This window comes from Candidatus Paracaedibacteraceae bacterium, assembly GCA_019636055.1.
Taxonomy (GTDB): Bacteria; Pseudomonadota; Alphaproteobacteria; order Paracaedibacterales; family Paracaedibacteraceae; genus Paracaedibacter.
Genome location: JAHBYH010000001.1, coordinates 594,231 through 610,076 on the forward strand (window position 1 = coordinate 594,231; position 15,846 = coordinate 610,076).

Consider the following 15,846-nt stretch of genomic DNA (forward strand, 5'->3'; position numbering starts at 1 on the left):
ATTATTCTTGCTTGCCGCTAAAATAGGCAATCCCCTACTTACGACGAAATGCGTCCAAAGTAACAACATTCGACCCATCACTCTCAACAGAAATAGCAAGCTCTCTTACTGCTTTCTTTTTCCGATCAAGATGGACAAGTTCTGCCTCCCCATCCAGCTCAGCTGGTGCGAATTGAAGACCAAATTTAACCGAAGGATCGACAAAACTAACAACTGCACCAAAAGGAACGTTCAACCGTTCATGAACATCATTAAAGCACAGCGTCACACTAAACGCATCATTATGAACCTCTAGGTCCCAAAACTCATATTGTAACACAATTGTGATATCTTCAGGATATTCCTCAAGCAAATAGTCCGGAATATCAACCCCCGGATAATCAGTCTTAAACGAGATATAGAAATGATGTTTTCCCGGTAACCCATCCTTGGCTGCTGTTGTCAAGGTTTCTTTGATAACATTACGTAGCGATTCTTGAACTAAGGTTTCATAATCAAAGGTCGGTGTCTTACTCACGGATACTATCCTTTCTATAGTCAATTCAGTGGGGGCTTCTGTTGCCCGGTGCCCCCGAACCGCGACTAACTAAAGTACTTAATATCCGCTATTGCTAAGATATTAGGCAGCTACCGCAGCATAAGCGCGGTTAAAGTTAGCTACAGGTGCCTTGTTTGAGTTGGCATCTATAAAATTTGCCCGATAGCGGCGGCGCACACCGAACGAAAAACTTATCTTTACTACGCACGTCGATCCTGTTTCGTCCCCATAATATGGTGGAGACGCCGGGTACCGCCCCCGGGTCCGCAACGCTTATTCCATAAGCCGTTTATCGTCATAGTCAGTTACCTGACACTAATAAAATAGGACGTTTTTGTAAAAAATAAAAGGACTTAATTTAGTTGACATAATTTTTAAGATTTGCTTCAGCGTCTTTGGCAGAAATATCCGGCGCAAAATAGGCCTTGGCTTTATCTTTTTGACCATCTAAGGCATAAGCTACAGCTAAATTATGCCGAACATTAGCACTAGCTTGCGGACTATCTGCCAACGGAAGAAGTAACGTTATCGCTTCTTTGGTCTTCCCAGATAAGGCCAAAGATAATCCTTTATTCGATAAAATACGTCGATTGCCAGCTGCAAGTGACAATGCTCGATCATAATACTTAATCGCATCGTCATGCTTTTGCAATAAATCACAAGAAACACCTAATCCGTTAATAATCCAAGGGTCATTTGGCTTTTGTTGATCAAGTTTCCGGTACAACTTTAAAGCCTCAACACCATTGTTAGCAGTGATATAGGCTTTAGCAAGCTCTTCAGTTAAGTCAATTGATTCCGGGGTTTTGCGCAATTGCTCTCGGTAATACTGGATAACTTCGTTAGGATCTTTTGAATGGCGCAAGGTTTTGCCTAGCTTCTTTTTCGCTTTCTCGTTATTTGGATCCATTTCTAGAATTTGTTGATACAACCTTGAGGATGTTTCGTGGTCACCCGATTGATATAATGAGTCAGCAACACGCCCCAAAGCTTCTGGTGATTCAGAGTTTTGCTGCTGGCCGGAACAGGCCACGAAAACAAAGAGTGTCGTTATAAGGCACCCCATTTTTATTAACGTATTTTTAGTCATTTTCCCTCCCTTACAGCAGATTTCCTAGATTAACATCTCTAAATCTTAAATTAATTTAACATATTTTATGAATAATTTTATTTAAATATTTTATTAACCATTAACAAGCGATACTGAAGTTAAGTTGAAACCATCTATCTAACGGAGATTAGATACGTGTCCATCATTCTTATATTGGTTATCGTGATTGGCCTTGTGGCTGCTTTGTACGATTTTATGTTTTATAAGATCCCGAACATCTTAGTTTTATTGCTCTGCATGCTAGCTATTCCTTATCTTGTCTTTTTTGCACCAAGTGGGACAGTAATCCTGACCCTTGGCATTAGTTTTGCGTTGTTAACGATTGGTTTCGTTTGTAATTATTTTGGCTGGATGGGGGCTGGAGATGCCAAACTCCTAAGTGCAGCCTCTCTATGGATAGCACCTCATCATATCCCAGCAATGATTCTTGTAATGGCTTTACTCGGTGGTTTTCTCGCTCTTGTCTTTATCACATTATCCCCTGCTATTGATACATTACGAACAAAACTTATTACAGGGACGCGCCCAATCATGAGTCGTGTTCCTATTTTAACAGACTATTATAATGCTGATTTTGTCCCTGCGTATGCACAAGAAAAGTTAAAAACCCCCATTCCCTATGGTATAGCAATTGCCCTATCCCTGGCCTATATCTGTCTCATTAATATCGGAGCCTTATCATGAAGCGTACAAGCTCTAAACCCCTTTTCTTTTTCATTGCGATCGTCAGTATTTTATTGATTATCGTAATATCCGTAAAAACAGAGAAAAAACCAACAACAGCAACGACAACTGAGGTTATGGTTGCCCCTGCCAACATTCAAAATGGCGGCATCTTAGACACAGATAAGGCTGCTTGGAAAAAAATTCCAAATGACGACTTAAAAGACAGTTACATTAAGAAAACGGATACAGCCCTGATCCAAAGATTTGATAATGCTGTTGCAAAAAAACTGATTAATAAAGATGAGATTATTAATCAGAACGACCTGATTGACACCCATGGCAGAAGCTCTCTGTCTGCTGTCATCAAAGATGGCATGCGGGCCGTTGCTGTTCCCTATAGCAAATTGGCCAATGCCCCAACAATCATTTCACCTGGAGATATTATTGATATTATCCTGCCGAAAAGAGCAGCAGGAAAACAAAATGACTATTTCGGGGAAACAATCTTACAAAGCGTCAGAGTGCTTGCCGTTGATAAATCAATTAAAAATGACAACGATGCAGAAAATAGGTCTGGCCTCCCCAAAAGCATCACCTTAGAAGTCAGTTCTGACCAAGCAGAAAACTTAGCGGCCTCTATCCGTGACGGTCAAGTCGTCGTCAGTATGCACAGTGTTTTCTCAAAGGAAGAACCCCGAGGGAAAGTCAAAGATGTTAGCGAGAAATCCAATCGACCACCTGAACCACAAGTTGTGCAAATATATCGTGGCTCTGAAAAATCACAACAATCATTTGATGCTAATGATTTAGCGCCTCGAAGCTTGTCATAAGAAAGGGATAGAGAAATGAAGATCATACAAACCCTAGCTTGGATTATCCTTATCAGTCTATCAGCACACGCTGATCAGACCATTGTTGTTGAGGAAAATGCGTCAAAATTGATTGAGTTGAACGACCAGATTAAAGAAGTTTTTGTGGCTAATCCTCAAATCGCGGATGTTCAAGTCAGCGGAGGATCTGGTGTTAACATTCTGGGAAAACAGTCCGGCAACACAACGATTGTTGTGACAAACCATCAATACAAACCTATTGCCAAACTTAATGTGCAAGTTCGCAAAGATTTGACGCAACTTCAAAATACGGCCAAAGAAATATTCCCCAATGAAAATATCAAATTTGATGCAACCCCATCAAGTATTGTCATGAAAGGTGAAGCATCATCGCCTGCTGTATCACAAAAACTTGAAACCCTAGCATCCGACTATATCCAAAAAGGACAAAACGTCAGGAATATGGCATCTATCAACACATCAACACAAGTCTTGTTAAAAGTTAAAGTTGCTGAAGTTAAAAGAAGTCTGTTAAATAGTTTTGCCATAAACTGGTCCTCCATAATTAATGGGAGCAACTTGACATATGGCATATTCAATGGTCGCACGCCCTTTTCAAGCGGTGCATTTTCAAGAGCAACAAGCATTGGAGATGTCTCTCCCGGAGCCCTAGGCGCACGGTATGACAACGGATCTCATGGTAATTATACAGCCTTACTCGATGCTCTCAATTCAGAAGGTTTAGGGACTGTTTTAGCTGAGCCAAACTTAATTACCACGTCCGGTGAAACAGCGAGCTTCTTAGTTGGTGGTGAATTCCCCTATCCGGTTCCACAAAACCAGAATATTACCATTGAATTCAAAAAATTTGGTATCAGTTTATCCTTTACCCCAACCGTCTTATCATCAGATCAGATCTTCCTAAAAGTTCGCCCTGAAGTCAGTGAACTTGACAAAGAAAATTCGCTCAGCTTCCTTGTCGGCAATAATGCTACGGTAACACTGCCTGGTATTAAAACAAGCGTTGTCGAAACAGCGGTTGAGTTGGGCAGTGGTCAAGGCCTCGCCATTGCCGGCCTAATCTCGTCCAGCTTAGTCAACAACTATTCCGACCTCCCTGGGATCGCTGATATTCCGATTATCGGTACATTATTCAGATCATCAAGTTTCCAACGCAACCAATCAGAACTTGTGGTTATCGTCACACCCTATATCGTTAAACCAACATCTGACCCGAATGCGTTAAAACTACCGACCGATAATTTACATCAAGCATCCGCCCTTGAAGCACTCTTATACAAAAGGCTCAATCGCCCAAAAGTGGATGCCAATAATGTCAATATGATCAAGGCTGATCCGCTGTATGGTGACGCCGGATTCAATTTGGAAGACTAAGGAGACACTGATGAAAAACATTATAGCGACCTTCCTAACTTCCGTAGCACTCATTGCTTGCTCGAACATCCCTGATCATCGAGATCACCATGTTGAATGGCGTAGCGACGTCAAACGTGAAGGAAAAACCGTTGATTTGTTATTTGACCATCATCACACCCATTTAACAAAAGAACACAAGGCAGATATACAAGAACAATTAAACACATTTGGTTTATTGGATCATGTTTATGCGCGTGTCTTTGTGGACGCTTCTGAATCCGAACCACTAACGCCTCAACAATATGCTCGATTAAAAAAAGTGAAAGCTTATTTGACGCGCAAAGGCATCAAGAGCAAACACATCAAATTTTACCGATGGAAAGAATCACGTTTTGGACAAATCACCGAAAATACCATTGTTATTACTTTTGATAAAAACCAAACTGATCCGAATAAATGCTTGAATTGGAACACCAAAATCAATCGGAATGAAACCACAGATGGTACGCCTGATTTCGGTTGTGCAAATGCGTATAACCATGCAGTCCTTGTTGCGGATAAAAGCGACTTGATTGAAGGTAAAAAGTTAAGAGATCGAGATTCAGCCATGAAACTTAATGCCGTTAAAAACTATCAACAAGGTAAAACCAAGGAACTAAAAGTTATCAAATCAACCACAGCCGACAATAGCAGTTCGAATTAGAGGTAAACATTATGTCTGACATACAATCCACCCCGGTACAGAATTTAGCCTGCTATGTAAGTGATGAAGATTCAAAGTCTGTCCTCCAAGCAATCCCTTTCAAAGATCATGGGATCCATGCTGAAATTTATGATGGTGGAATAGCCTACGCACTTGAACATCTTAAAGGGCAACGATCACCTGATATTATTCTTGTAGATGTTTCAAAATCATCGATGGCTCTCTCTGATATGGCACACCTTGCTGAGATTTGTGAACCACGGGTAGAAGTTATCGTTATTGGCGACAAGAATGATATTGGCCTTTTCAGAAACCTCATCAAAATGGGAATTCGTGACTATTATGTAAAACCTCTCTTAGATTCAATTCTTGTCAAAGGGATCGAAGAAATCGTTCAACACGAAGAAACTACAACTTCGACAGGGCTCAAGTCAGGAAAAATTGTCTCGGTTATGGGATCTCGTGGTGGCGTTGGTACTTCTAGTATTGTGACGAACCTCGGGGTTCTCTTATCAACACAATATGATAAACGCGTCTGCATGATGGACATGGATATGCACTCGGGGACGTTCCCCCAATATCTTAACATCGAAACATCTGATGGATTTTCGCAACTATTTGAATCGCCAGATCGTATCGACAAAGTCCTTGTTGAACGATACATGACTTTTTATAATGAGCGGCTAGGCGTTTTATGTTCTGAACTGAGTCTTACGGATAAACCCGATATTAAACCTGATGCCATCGAAGCACTTTTTAATTTTATCTCACCCCAATTTCATTACACCTTAATCGATCTTCCTAGACATTTTTCAACCCAACTCGTCTCTAATGTTCTCTCCAGATCAACGCAACTTATTGTTATTTGCGATTATTCAATAACCAGTCTCAAAGATTGCTGTCGTATTATGCAATTAGCAAAATCCTTTCCGAATTTAAGTCATGGGATCCTGTTTGTTGCCAATCAAACGAATCTCTATAAAGATGGGTATATAGATAGGAGCACCTTTGAAGAGACCCTTCAACGTCAAATTTCGCTAGAAATACAATTTGACCACACCTACCCCATGACAGCTTTAACAGACGGCGATCCTGTCGTCCTGAATGCTAAAGGGGCAATGGCTGAAGGCATACACGAGCTTTGCAAAACAATTCTGGGCATTCAAACCAAAGCAAGTTTATCGAATAACTCTGCCGGTGGAATTTTAAAAAAACTCATGGGTAGAAATTAGGAAGAATCACGATGAGAAACAAGCGTTTTGGAAAAAAAGATTTCGATGCGAATAAAATTACGCCAAAGGAAAAAGAGCACAGCGTTAAGCTAGCCCAAGATAATGATATCGATGATCTATACAAAACAAAACTCGTTGCAGATGCCCCTGCTGTTGCTCATTTCAAAGAGAAAATATTTGACCTTTTAATTAAACATATCGATCTCAATGCTGCGGCGAAAATGGCAAGACCCGAATTACGCCGAGAGATTGAGCGTTATATTTATGAATACACTGAAGAATTCAGACTCCAAATCAACCATAAAGAACTTCAATATATGGTTGAAGATATTATTAATGACATGGTTGGGCTTGGTCCACTTGAAGCCTTGATTAATGACCCAACGATTAATGATATTATGATCAATAGTCCCGACAAAGTCTTTGTTGAAAGAAAAGGGCTGATCCAACAAACAGATGTTAAATTTCGCAACGAACGCCATGTCTTACAAGTTGCTCAACGTATCGCCAACCAAGTTGGTCGTCGCATTGATGAATCAAGCCCAATGGTTGATGCGCGATTAAAAGACGGCAGTCGCGTCAATATTATTATTCCTCCCCTCGCTTTGAATGGGCCATCCATTTCAATTCGTAAGTTTTCCCAAACGACAATTTATTTGAACGATATGGTCAATTACGAAAGTATATCGAAAAAGATGCACTTGTTCTTAGCCATGGCCGCCTATAGTCGGCTTAATATCATCGTCGCAGGGGGGACAGGCTCAGGAAAAACAACGCTTCTGAATGCACTCTCAGCACAAATTAACCCAAAAGAACGTGTCGTAACCATTGAAGATGCCGCAGAATTAAAACTTCAACAACCCCATGTTGTACGCCTCGAAAGCCGCCCAGCCAACATCGAAGGACAAGGCCTTGTCGAAATAAAAGATCTTGTAAAAAACGCACTTCGTATGCGCCCTGACCGTATTATCATCGGTGAGTGCCGAGGCGCCGAAGCTTTTGACATGATTCAGGCCATGAACACAGGACATGACGGATCAATGTCAACCATACACTCAAACAGCACTCAAGAAGCCATGTCACGACTTGAAAACATGATCGTTATGTCCGGGCATGAACTGCCAGCTTCTGCTATCAAATCTTATATTATTGATGCTGTCGATATCATCGTGCAAGTTTCGCGAATGCGTGATGGTAAACGTCGTGTTATTCAAATCAGTGAAATCGTCGGATTAGATGGCGATCGCATTAAAGTTCGTGACATTTTTAATTTCAAGCAAACTGAATCCAGTAAAACCAGTATATCCGGTATCTTTCAATATCACGGTTTATCCGAAACAATTATTGATAAATTTATTGATGCCGGTTTAACAAGTGAACTTCCACTCCTTGAAAAAAAGGAATTCTGATCAATGAACACGATGTCGATCTTCTTGAGTTGTATTGTTTTGATCTTAGGAATATATGGCTATCGTTATTTCTTTGTCAAACGCACCAAAGAAGAACATATTGAAAATCGCATTGAAAAAATCAGACAAAACCATCAAGGAAAAATGATCGATGTATTATCTGATAAAACCGCAGCTTTTAAAGAGTCACAATTAGAAAAAAGGCTTAATTCTTATTTAAGTCAAGATAGTTTTGGCTACGGTTATGTACGCCTTAAATTAATGCGTAGCGGGCTAAAACATACCCTTGATAAACTTGTTGGTATTTTCTTTATCATTTGGCTTGTTGTATTTGCCGTGATATTTTTTGTCTTCAAGGTCGATTTTAACCATGCTTTCTTGTATAGCTTAGCCTGTTCAATCTTAATCGCTCACTATGCCGTCAATCGCAGCGAAACTAAGCGGAAAAACCTTATCATTTCGCAATTAGCACCAGCACTAGAAATCATCCTACGTGGCGTGCGAGCCGGAAGCCAAATTGATAAAACCTTTCACATTGTCGCACGGGAAATTCACTCCCCTCTCAAAGAAGAATTTATTCAGATGAATAGCGAAGTTGATTTTGGCGTTGATTTTGACAAGGTCTTACATGCTTCAGCTATCCGCGTTGATATCCCGGATTATTACTTTTTTATAACAACACTTGTTATTCAACGACAAACAGGTGGAAGTTTAGCTGATGTCCTTGAAAATATCATAGCGACCTTATCAAAATCACAAGAACTCAGGATGAAAATTAAAGTATTCTCGTCAGAAGCAAAAACGTCCGGTTATGTTCTGGCAGCTCTTCCTGCGGTTATCATGTTTGTTTTATGGCACATAAAACCCGAACAGGTTTACTTCCTTCTTTATGACCCATTTGGCCATAAATTGCTTATCACGGCCATCATTATGGTAATTATAGCGATGACCATTATCAACCGCATGATTAAAATAGAGGTATAGAGGTTTAGCATGGAAAACAAACTCTTTATTATTCTCCCTCTTCTTATTATCGTTGTCGTGGCTTTTGGAATGGGACTTTATTCGCAACACGTTGCTATGCAAAAATACACGTCGAGAATTCGAAAGATCCAGAAAAATGCCTATGGTAGCTTAAGTGCAAACTTTGAAAATAGTGATTTAATTAGCTATCTAAAAAAAGCTGAGCAGAAAATTGCCAATAACTTTTCCGGATTTGTCCGCAACAAATCTTCCGGATATCGGCTCAAGTTTGAACAAGCAGGCCTGGATCCCACATATGCAATCTCATTGACGTTTCTCTTTAATATTTCTCTTGTCTGCGGATCAATCATCTCATATTTAGGGTTGGTCACGCTTACTAATTTTGCTCATGCCCCCCTTTTTCTAAAATTGGCAACCTTATTCTTATTTATTTTTATTTCTCTGAGGCTATTTGAATATATTATGGATTTTAAAATCAAGCGTCGATACAAACGAATACAGCGCAGCCTCGCTTTTTCCGTAGATATGCTTGCCATCTGCACACGCTCAAGTCTAGGGTTAGATCAAGCTTTTTCAAAAATTTCTGATGAAATGACAATTTTTAACACAGATCTGGCTAAAGAATTTGCGCGTATTGCCACAGAACTCAGGATCATCCCAGACCGCACTCAAGCCCTTAGGAATTTTGTGAATCGTGTCAATTTACCAATGACCCATCTTCTTGTTAGCGGTTTAGTTCATGCCATTGAGCATGGGGTATCCATTAGTCAAACCCTAACCAATTTATCTGCTGAATTTTCAAAACATCGCCTGATTGCTGTTGAAGAAAAGGCCGCAAAATTGCCTGTTCTGCTGACCATTCCACTGGCGCTTTTTTGTTTACCTGCCACTATGATTATTCTCATGGGGCCCATTTTTGCCACCTTACGGGAACTCCCTATTTTTGGGGGATAGGACCTTCTGCCCTCACCTCTTGGATGGCTTGATAAAAATGCATAGCCCGTACCTCTCTTGCCCTGAGAGATTTTTGTTCTGCAGTCAACTTAAGACCCTCTTTCTTAGACCTCAGGAACTCGTTGTAAATCGCTTCTTCCGTATTATTCGGGTGTTGACGGATATAATTAAGTTGCTCTTCCGTAAAAAATTGACCTTGTGATCTCTGAGGGTTTTCGATAACCAATTGTGGATATTCAGGTGACACTGACACAGTGTCACTAGGATTTTGATTAACATTTCGTAAAGATGATTGGAGTTGCAGAACATGATAAAGCGGTCGTTTTAGCCCTGCGTAATAGCTAATCATATCGTTGAATAATGACCTATAGATCAATAAATAATCATTACACCTATCTGGCAACACATACATTGTCCCCGTTAAATACTGATTATACAATGTATCATTCGCTACAATCAAAACATCTTTTACCGCAGGTGGAATGGAAAGGTTCAGGACTGAAAATATTAAGTCAATATATATATATCGGGCTCGCGAATTACACTGATAATTTATTGCCTCTACTACGTCATGAATTGAGGGTAGTGACCTGGATTGCTCTCGTTGATTTTGAGAAAGAGAAACATCAGCTACTGAGAGTAAAGGGGGTAATTCTTGCGCATTCAACAGAGTTATTGATTGGATTGCTATGGCTAATAATTTTATCACCTGATATTTTCCTGAAAATATTATATTTTAAGTAAGATAGTAAGAGTATGCTTAAAAACAAGGTTTTATTAAAAATTTATAACGGGGCTATATTCAAAGAAGCTGAAGCCGTTGATTTTCCAACAAGCAATCAGAAGCAAATGTATCATTGTACGTGAAAGACGCCTTTGTGATGTCCAATCGCTAATATAAATAACTATAGTTTCATCAGAACAATACACGCTGGATGACTATTTTTAATATTATAAGCCTGCCCCATAAGACAAGCAGAAGCATTATGGCCAGGGGCTGATTGAATGATAAACTGCCCTTCCTTGGGATGGTCTTCACCCGTCTTACCCTTAAAACGCATAGCTTGTTGCGGTGTTAAGGCTCCTGTAATCTGATCAGCATGCCCGGATAAAATAATATAATTCCCCTGTAATCCCACGGGGTTTCCAGTAATAAGGTAATTGCCACCAATCTTGGCACCCGAGTATGTTGAGTCAATCAAACCAGAAGCCCTAAGGTGCTCTAAAACTTGACTAGACTCATTCCCCTGGATTATGCCACGGCCTGACCCGCTGATAACACCGGTACCAAAACGCTGTTGAGCTCTGGAATCATTTCCTGGCCATTGTCCAAATTGATCACGATAATGGACAATAGACAATTTAAGTTGGTTCATCTCTTGAATTGTTGAATGCAGTCTAGCTGATTCGATTAAATCCTGACCTTTAAAAACAGCCGTTGTAATCAGCCCAATAATAATCAAAACAATTGAGATTTCAATCAACGAAAAGGCTTTAACGCGGGCATTTAAGTATTTCATTGTCATAAACTTTGATTCAAAAGAAATCCCCCTTTCGGGGGACTTTATAGTTACGCGGCTTCTAAACTCATTTTGCGGGCCTTTTCCAAAGCTTCATCAATGGATCCAACCATATAGAAAGCAGCTTCAGGAATATGATCATAGTCACCATTAACAATACCGCGGAAACCTGCAATGGTATCTTGCAACGAAACAAACACACCCGGGGATCCTGTAAAGACCTCAGCCACATGGAAAGGTTGAGACAAGAAACGTTGGATCTTACGAGCACGGGCCACAACAAGCTTGTCTTCCTCAGATAATTCATCCATCCCCAAAATTGCGATAATATCTTGAAGGGATTTATAGGTTTGCAAAACACGCTGAACATCGCGTGCAACTTGATAATGTTCTTCGCCAACAACAGTTGGCTCAAGAATACGTGACGTTGAGTCAAGCGGGTCAACCGCGGGGTAAATTCCTAGCTCAGCAATCTGACGATTCAAAACGGTTGTAGCATCCAAGTGCGAGAATGAAGCGGCTGGCGCTGGGTCAGTCAAGTCATCAGCGGGAACGTAAATCGCCTGAACCGATGTAATAGAACCCCGGTTAGTCGTTGTAATTCGTTCCTGTAACGCACCCATTTCTGTTCCCAAGGTTGGTTGATACCCAACCGCGGAAGGAATACGCCCCAACAAGGCAGATACTTCAGAACCAGCTTGGGTGAAACGGAAAATATTGTCGACGAAGAATAAAACATCTTTACCTTCTTCATCACGGAAATATTCTGCCATGGTCAAACCGGTTAGCGCAACACGAGCACGCGCCCCAGGTGGTTCACTCATCTGACCATAGACAAGGGCAGCTTTGGATTTATCCCCCTCAAGGTCAACAACCCCAGATTCAATCATTTCACGGTACAAGTCGTTTCCTTCACGGGTCCGCTCGCCGACCCCGGCAAAGACAGAATAACCACCATGGGCTTTGGCAACGTTGTTGATCAATTCCATAATCAAAACAGTTTTACCAACACCGGCACCGCCAAACAAACCAATCTTACCACCACGGGGATAGGGTGTTAGCAAGTCAATAACCTTAATTCCTGTTACTAAGATTTGGGTATCTGTCGACTGATCAATAAATTCAGGGGCTTCGCGGTGAATGGGTAACAGGGCTGATCCTTTAAGTTCACCGCGCTCATCAATCGCCTCACCGATCACATTGACAATACGCCCCAAGGTTTCTGGCCCTACGGGAACTTTAATAAGGTCACCTGTATCATGGGCTTCCATGCCTCGGACCAGTCCGTCAGTTGTATCCATAGCAATGGCTCGGACAACATTCTCACCAAGATGTTGCGCAACCTCAAGGACTAAAGTCGTACCATCGTCACGCTTAATGTGCAGGGCATTCAAGATTTCAGGGAGCTTGTCGGCAAAGTGAATATCGATCACCGCACCAATAATCTGGGTGATATGACCCACATTTTTGCCACCATCTATCGCTTTTAATTTTCGTGTTGACATGTTTATCCTCTCAACCTTATTAAAGTGCTTCTGCACCGGAAATAATCTCAATCAATTCTTTTGTAATATAGGCCTGGCGTGTTCGGTTGTAATTAAGTTCAAGACGCTTAATCACATCCCGAGCATTTCGGGTTGCATTATCCATTGCTGTCATTCGAGCCCCCTGCTCACTTGCATTTGTTTCAATCAAAATCTGATACATTTGCACAGTAAAATTCTTAGGAACAAGCTGCTCAATAAGAGCTTCCTGACTAGGTTCGAATTCAAATAACCCATGATCACTCTTACCCTCGATTGGCAAAGGAATAAGCTGACGCCGAGCAACTTCTTGGTTTAAAGCTGACTTAAACACACTGTAGATGACAGTCATCCCACCACAAACGTTTTCATCAAGCAATTCTTGTAATTTTTGACAAACCTTCTCTGATTCGTCGATTGTAATACCTTTACGACCAACGTCAGTAATAGTGTCAATAATCAATGAGCCATATTCACGTCGAAGCAAATCACGCCCCTTACGCCCAACACATAATATTTTGACAGGGACATCATTGGTCTGAAACCGTTTGACCAAATGTTTTACATCTCGGATAATATTAACGTTAAAACCACCACATAATCCACGATCAGATGTAACGACAACGATCAAATGCACAGGATTATCAGGATTTCCTGTTAGCAAAACAGAAGGACTAACCGTATCCGGCTGCTGCGCCAACGCATTAACCAGAAGTTGTTCTAACCCCAAAGCGTATGGCCTTGCAGCTTCAGCTCGCTCTTGGGCTTTCCGTAATTTAGCCGCAGCAACCATTTTCATGGCTGAGGTAATCTTTTGCGTTGATTTAACGCTTTTGATCCTGAGCCGTAAGTCTTTTAAACTCGGCATCGGTGGCCCCCTTCCCTTTTATACTGCAAAGTTCTTAGAAAACTTATGGGCAAAATCCTTAAGAAGATTTTCTTGATCCTCTGTTAATTTCCCTGTTTTATTAACTTCGGAAATTAATTTGGGATGCTCGACTTTCAATGCTGCTAAATATTCTTTTTCAAAATGATTAACATGTTTTGCATCAATCGTATCAAGATACCCACGAACACCGGCAAAGATTGAAACAACTTGTTCTCCAATGCTTAGGGGTGAGTACTGTGGTTGCTTTAATAACTCAGTCAATCGCGCACCACGGGCTAATAGTTTTTGCGTTGAAGCATCTAAATCAGAAGCAAACTGAGCAAATGACGCCATTTCACGGTACTGAGCCAATTCTAACTTAATCTTACCGGCAACTTGTTTCATCGCCTTTGTCTGCGCGGCAGAACCCACACGACTAACAGACAAACCAACGTTAATGGCTGGGCGAATCCCCTTAAAGAACAACTCGGTTTCCAAGAAAATCTGGCCATCTGTAATCGAAATCACGTTCGTTGGAATATAGGCAGACACGTCACCCGCCTGCGTTTCGATAATCGGGAGTGCCGTCAAGGACCCTGCACCATAGGCATCATCCAATTTAGCTGCACGCTCTAGAAGACGTGAATGCAAATAGAAAACGTCACCGGGATAGGCTTCGCGTCCTGGTGGGCGGCGCAATAACAACGACATCTGACGATAGGCCTGAGCATGCTTGGATAAGTCATCATAAATAATCAAGGCGTGCATGCCATTATCACGGAAATATTCACCCATTGCACACCCCGTATATGGTGCCAAATATTGCATCGGTGCTGCATCCGACGCCGTTGCCGCAACAACAATGGTATAATCCATAGCTCCTGCATCCTGAAGCGTTTTCACAATACGCGCAACAGAAGACCGTTTTTGACCAATGGCAACATAAATACAGTAAAGCTTTTGACTTTCGTCTTTGCCCTTGTTTGCTTCTTTTTGGTTGATAATGGTATCAATCGCGATCGCTGTTTTTCCTGTCTGACGGTCACCAATGATCAATTCACGCTGACCGCGCCCCACAGGAACCAGTGTGTCAATCGCCTTAATCCCAGTTTGCATCGGTTCATGAACGGATTTACGCTTAATAATACCAGGCGCTTTCACATCAACCAAGCGATGCTCTTCAGCCTGAATATCACCCTTGCCATCAATTGGATTCCCCAGCGCATCAACAACGCGCCCCAACAAGCCTTTACCCACGGGAACATCAACAATTTTCTTTGTACGCTTAACCGTATCCCCTTCACGGATATGTTGGTCCGATCCAAAGATCACGGCACCAACATTGTCCGTTTCCAAGTTCAAGGCCATACCAACAGCACCAGATGAAAATTGAACCAATTCACCTGCTTGAATATTATCCAAACCATGCACACGAGCAATGCTATCACCAACAGATAGCACACGACCAGATTCGGCGACATCAACTTTTGAGTCAAAGTCACTAATTTTTTGCTTTAAAATAGCGGATATTTCTGCAGCCTTTAGTTCCATTAGGCACGTCCTTTCATCGCGATGGCTAGATTTTGAAGTTTAGTAGCAAGACTCAGGTCAACGACCTGATTGCCCATACGCACAAGAATCCCCCCTAAAAGATCGGGATTTAAAATATAAGTCACAGCCACATCTCCGGCTGTATAATCGGACAGTATTTTCTGGAGAACCATTTGCTGGTCCGGCGTTAAGGTAGATGAAGACACAACGTCAATATGCGTCAATCCTTCAATTGCATCCACCATTTCTTGGAAAATTTCTTGAATTTCGAAAATAAGATCTAAACGTCGGTTTTCTGAGACAGTATCAAGAAAGCTTGAGAGAACCTTACTTAGGTTCAGTTTTTCACTTAATGTTTGAAAAATAAGTTGATGCTCTGATCGGGTTAAAGCTGGCGAATTCACAATCCCCAACAACTCCTCGTTTTTTGAAATTAATTGGCACAACCCCGTTAATTCTTGATAGATTTCTGTCAAATTCCCTGACTCTTGTGCCAAATCGAATAATGTCTTTGCATATCTCCCAGCAAGGGAGGTCAATTTTCCTGAAAATGGCACGTACGTCATCTGAACTTCCCAAA

General features: G+C 41.3%; 16 protein-coding genes and 1 other RNA gene. 8 read left to right on the forward strand and 9 right to left on the reverse strand.

All coding sequences use genetic code 11. The annotated features are described in order from the left end of the window. Positions 1–34: 34 nt before the first annotated feature. From KF820_02830 to KF820_02840, 3 genes are all read right to left on the reverse strand, one after another. Positions 35–517, reverse strand: a complete 483-nt coding sequence (locus KF820_02830; protein MBX3457282.1) for a hypothetical protein — start codon at positions 515–517, stop codon at positions 35–37. A gap of 27 nt (positions 518–544) precedes the next feature. Continuing rightward, positions 545–891, reverse strand: a transfer-messenger RNA (tmRNA) gene (gene ssrA, locus KF820_02835). A gap of 5 nt (positions 892–896) precedes the next feature. Next, positions 897–1,628, reverse strand: coding sequence for a tetratricopeptide repeat protein (locus KF820_02840; GenBank protein MBX3457283.1), 732 nt, complete (start codon positions 1,626–1,628; stop codon positions 897–899). Positions 1,629–1,784: 156 nt separating this feature from the next. Between KF820_02840 and KF820_02845 the strand changes: the two genes are divergently transcribed. The 8 genes from KF820_02845 to KF820_02880 are packed head-to-tail and all read left to right on the forward strand — an operon-like array spanning position 1,785 to position 9,804. Continuing rightward, positions 1,785–2,333, forward strand: a complete 549-nt coding sequence (locus KF820_02845) for a prepilin peptidase (protein ID MBX3457284.1) — start codon at positions 1,785–1,787, stop codon at positions 2,331–2,333. Next, the gene (cpaB, locus tag KF820_02850) at positions 2,330–3,145 is read left to right on the forward strand and encodes a Flp pilus assembly protein CpaB (GenBank protein MBX3457285.1); all 816 of its coding nucleotides are present in this window, start codon (positions 2,330–2,332) and stop codon (positions 3,143–3,145) included. Before KF820_02845 ends, cpaB begins: the two co-directional genes overlap by 4 nt. A 15-nt stretch (positions 3,146–3,160) precedes the next feature. Continuing rightward, positions 3,161–4,540 (forward strand): type II and III secretion system protein family protein, encoded by a 1,380-nt coding sequence (locus tag KF820_02855; protein ID MBX3457286.1) that lies wholly within the window; start codon positions 3,161–3,163, stop codon positions 4,538–4,540. A gap of 10 nt (positions 4,541–4,550) precedes the next feature. Beyond that, the gene (locus KF820_02860) at positions 4,551–5,225 is read left to right on the forward strand and encodes a hypothetical protein (protein MBX3457287.1); all 675 of its coding nucleotides are present in this window, start codon (positions 4,551–4,553) and stop codon (positions 5,223–5,225) included. Between the two features lie 11 nt (positions 5,226–5,236). Then, positions 5,237–6,457 carry an AAA family ATPase gene (locus KF820_02865; GenBank protein MBX3457288.1) on the forward strand — a complete coding sequence of 407 codons (1,221 nt, stop codon included), beginning with the start codon at positions 5,237–5,239 and terminating at the stop codon, positions 6,455–6,457. Positions 6,458–6,468: 11 nt separating this feature from the next. Beyond that, complete coding sequence (locus KF820_02870) at positions 6,469–7,866, forward strand: CpaF family protein (GenBank protein MBX3457289.1); 1,398 nt, start codon at positions 6,469–6,471, stop codon at positions 7,864–7,866. 3 nt (positions 7,867–7,869) lie between these two features. Beyond that, positions 7,870–8,850, forward strand: coding sequence for a type II secretion system F family protein (locus KF820_02875; GenBank protein ID MBX3457290.1), 981 nt, complete (start codon positions 7,870–7,872; stop codon positions 8,848–8,850). Positions 8,851–8,859: 9 nt separating this feature from the next. Then, positions 8,860–9,804 (forward strand): type II secretion system F family protein, encoded by a 945-nt coding sequence (locus tag KF820_02880; GenBank protein ID MBX3457291.1) that lies wholly within the window; start codon positions 8,860–8,862, stop codon positions 9,802–9,804. Here KF820_02880 and KF820_02885 read toward each other — a convergent pair. The 6 genes from KF820_02885 to atpH all read right to left on the reverse strand — a co-directional run bounded on the left by KF820_02885 (position 9,788) and on the right by atpH (position 15,832). Further along, a complete protein-coding gene (locus tag KF820_02885) occupies positions 9,788–10,513 on the reverse strand; it encodes a hypothetical protein (GenBank protein MBX3457292.1) in 726 nt (241 codons plus the stop codon). The two genes, KF820_02880 and KF820_02885, sit on opposite strands and share 17 nt — an antisense overlap. A gap of 196 nt (positions 10,514–10,709) precedes the next feature. Beyond that, on the reverse strand, positions 10,710–11,324 hold the full coding sequence (locus tag KF820_02890; protein ID MBX3457293.1) for a prepilin-type N-terminal cleavage/methylation domain-containing protein: 615 nt from the start codon (positions 11,322–11,324) through the stop codon (positions 10,710–10,712). Between the two features lie 50 nt (positions 11,325–11,374). Next, positions 11,375–12,829 (reverse strand): F0F1 ATP synthase subunit beta, encoded by a 1,455-nt coding sequence (atpD, locus tag KF820_02895; protein ID MBX3457294.1) that lies wholly within the window; start codon positions 12,827–12,829, stop codon positions 11,375–11,377. Positions 12,830–12,848: 19 nt separating this feature from the next. Next, positions 12,849–13,715 carry a F0F1 ATP synthase subunit gamma gene (locus KF820_02900; GenBank protein MBX3457295.1) on the reverse strand — a complete coding sequence of 289 codons (867 nt, stop codon included), beginning with the start codon at positions 13,713–13,715 and terminating at the stop codon, positions 12,849–12,851. A gap of 18 nt (positions 13,716–13,733) precedes the next feature. Then, a complete protein-coding gene (gene atpA / locus KF820_02905) occupies positions 13,734–15,266 on the reverse strand; it encodes a F0F1 ATP synthase subunit alpha (GenBank protein ID MBX3457296.1) in 1,533 nt (510 codons plus the stop codon). Further along, entirely contained in the window at positions 15,266–15,832 is a 567-nt protein-coding gene (atpH, locus tag KF820_02910; GenBank protein MBX3457297.1) for an ATP synthase F1 subunit delta, read from the reverse strand. The genes atpA and atpH overlap by 1 nt, the downstream gene beginning before the upstream one ends. Between the last annotated feature and the right edge of the window lie 14 nt (positions 15,833–15,846).

Coding starts and splice junctions, on each gene's coding strand:
- KF820_02860 (MBX3457287.1), top strand. CDS start 4,551: ATGAAAAACATTATAGCGACCTTCCTAACTTCCGTAGCACTCATTGCT.
- KF820_02880 (MBX3457291.1), top strand. CDS start 8,860: ATGGAAAACAAACTCTTTATTATTCTCCCTCTTCTTATTATCGTTGTC.
- KF820_02875 (MBX3457290.1), top strand. CDS start 7,870: ATGAACACGATGTCGATCTTCTTGAGTTGTATTGTTTTGATCTTAGGA.
- KF820_02865 (MBX3457288.1), top strand. CDS start 5,237: ATGTCTGACATACAATCCACCCCGGTACAGAATTTAGCCTGCTATGTA.
- KF820_02890 (MBX3457293.1), bottom strand. CDS start 11,324: ATGAAATACTTAAATGCCCGCGTTAAAGCCTTTTCGTTGATTGAAATC.
- KF820_02870 (MBX3457289.1), top strand. CDS start 6,469: ATGAGAAACAAGCGTTTTGGAAAAAAAGATTTCGATGCGAATAAAATT.
- atpD (MBX3457294.1), bottom strand. CDS start 12,829: ATGTCAACACGAAAATTAAAAGCGATAGATGGTGGCAAAAATGTGGGT.
- KF820_02855 (MBX3457286.1), top strand. CDS start 3,161: ATGAAGATCATACAAACCCTAGCTTGGATTATCCTTATCAGTCTATCA.
- KF820_02840 (MBX3457283.1), bottom strand. CDS start 1,628: ATGACTAAAAATACGTTAATAAAAATGGGGTGCCTTATAACGACACTC.
- atpA (MBX3457296.1), bottom strand. CDS start 15,266: ATGGAACTAAAGGCTGCAGAAATATCCGCTATTTTAAAGCAAAAAATT.
- cpaB (MBX3457285.1), top strand. CDS start 2,330: ATGAAGCGTACAAGCTCTAAACCCCTTTTCTTTTTCATTGCGATCGTC.
- atpH (MBX3457297.1), bottom strand. CDS start 15,832: ATGACGTACGTGCCATTTTCAGGAAAATTGACCTCCCTTGCTGGGAGA.
- KF820_02900 (MBX3457295.1), bottom strand. CDS start 13,715: ATGCCGAGTTTAAAAGACTTACGGCTCAGGATCAAAAGCGTTAAATCA.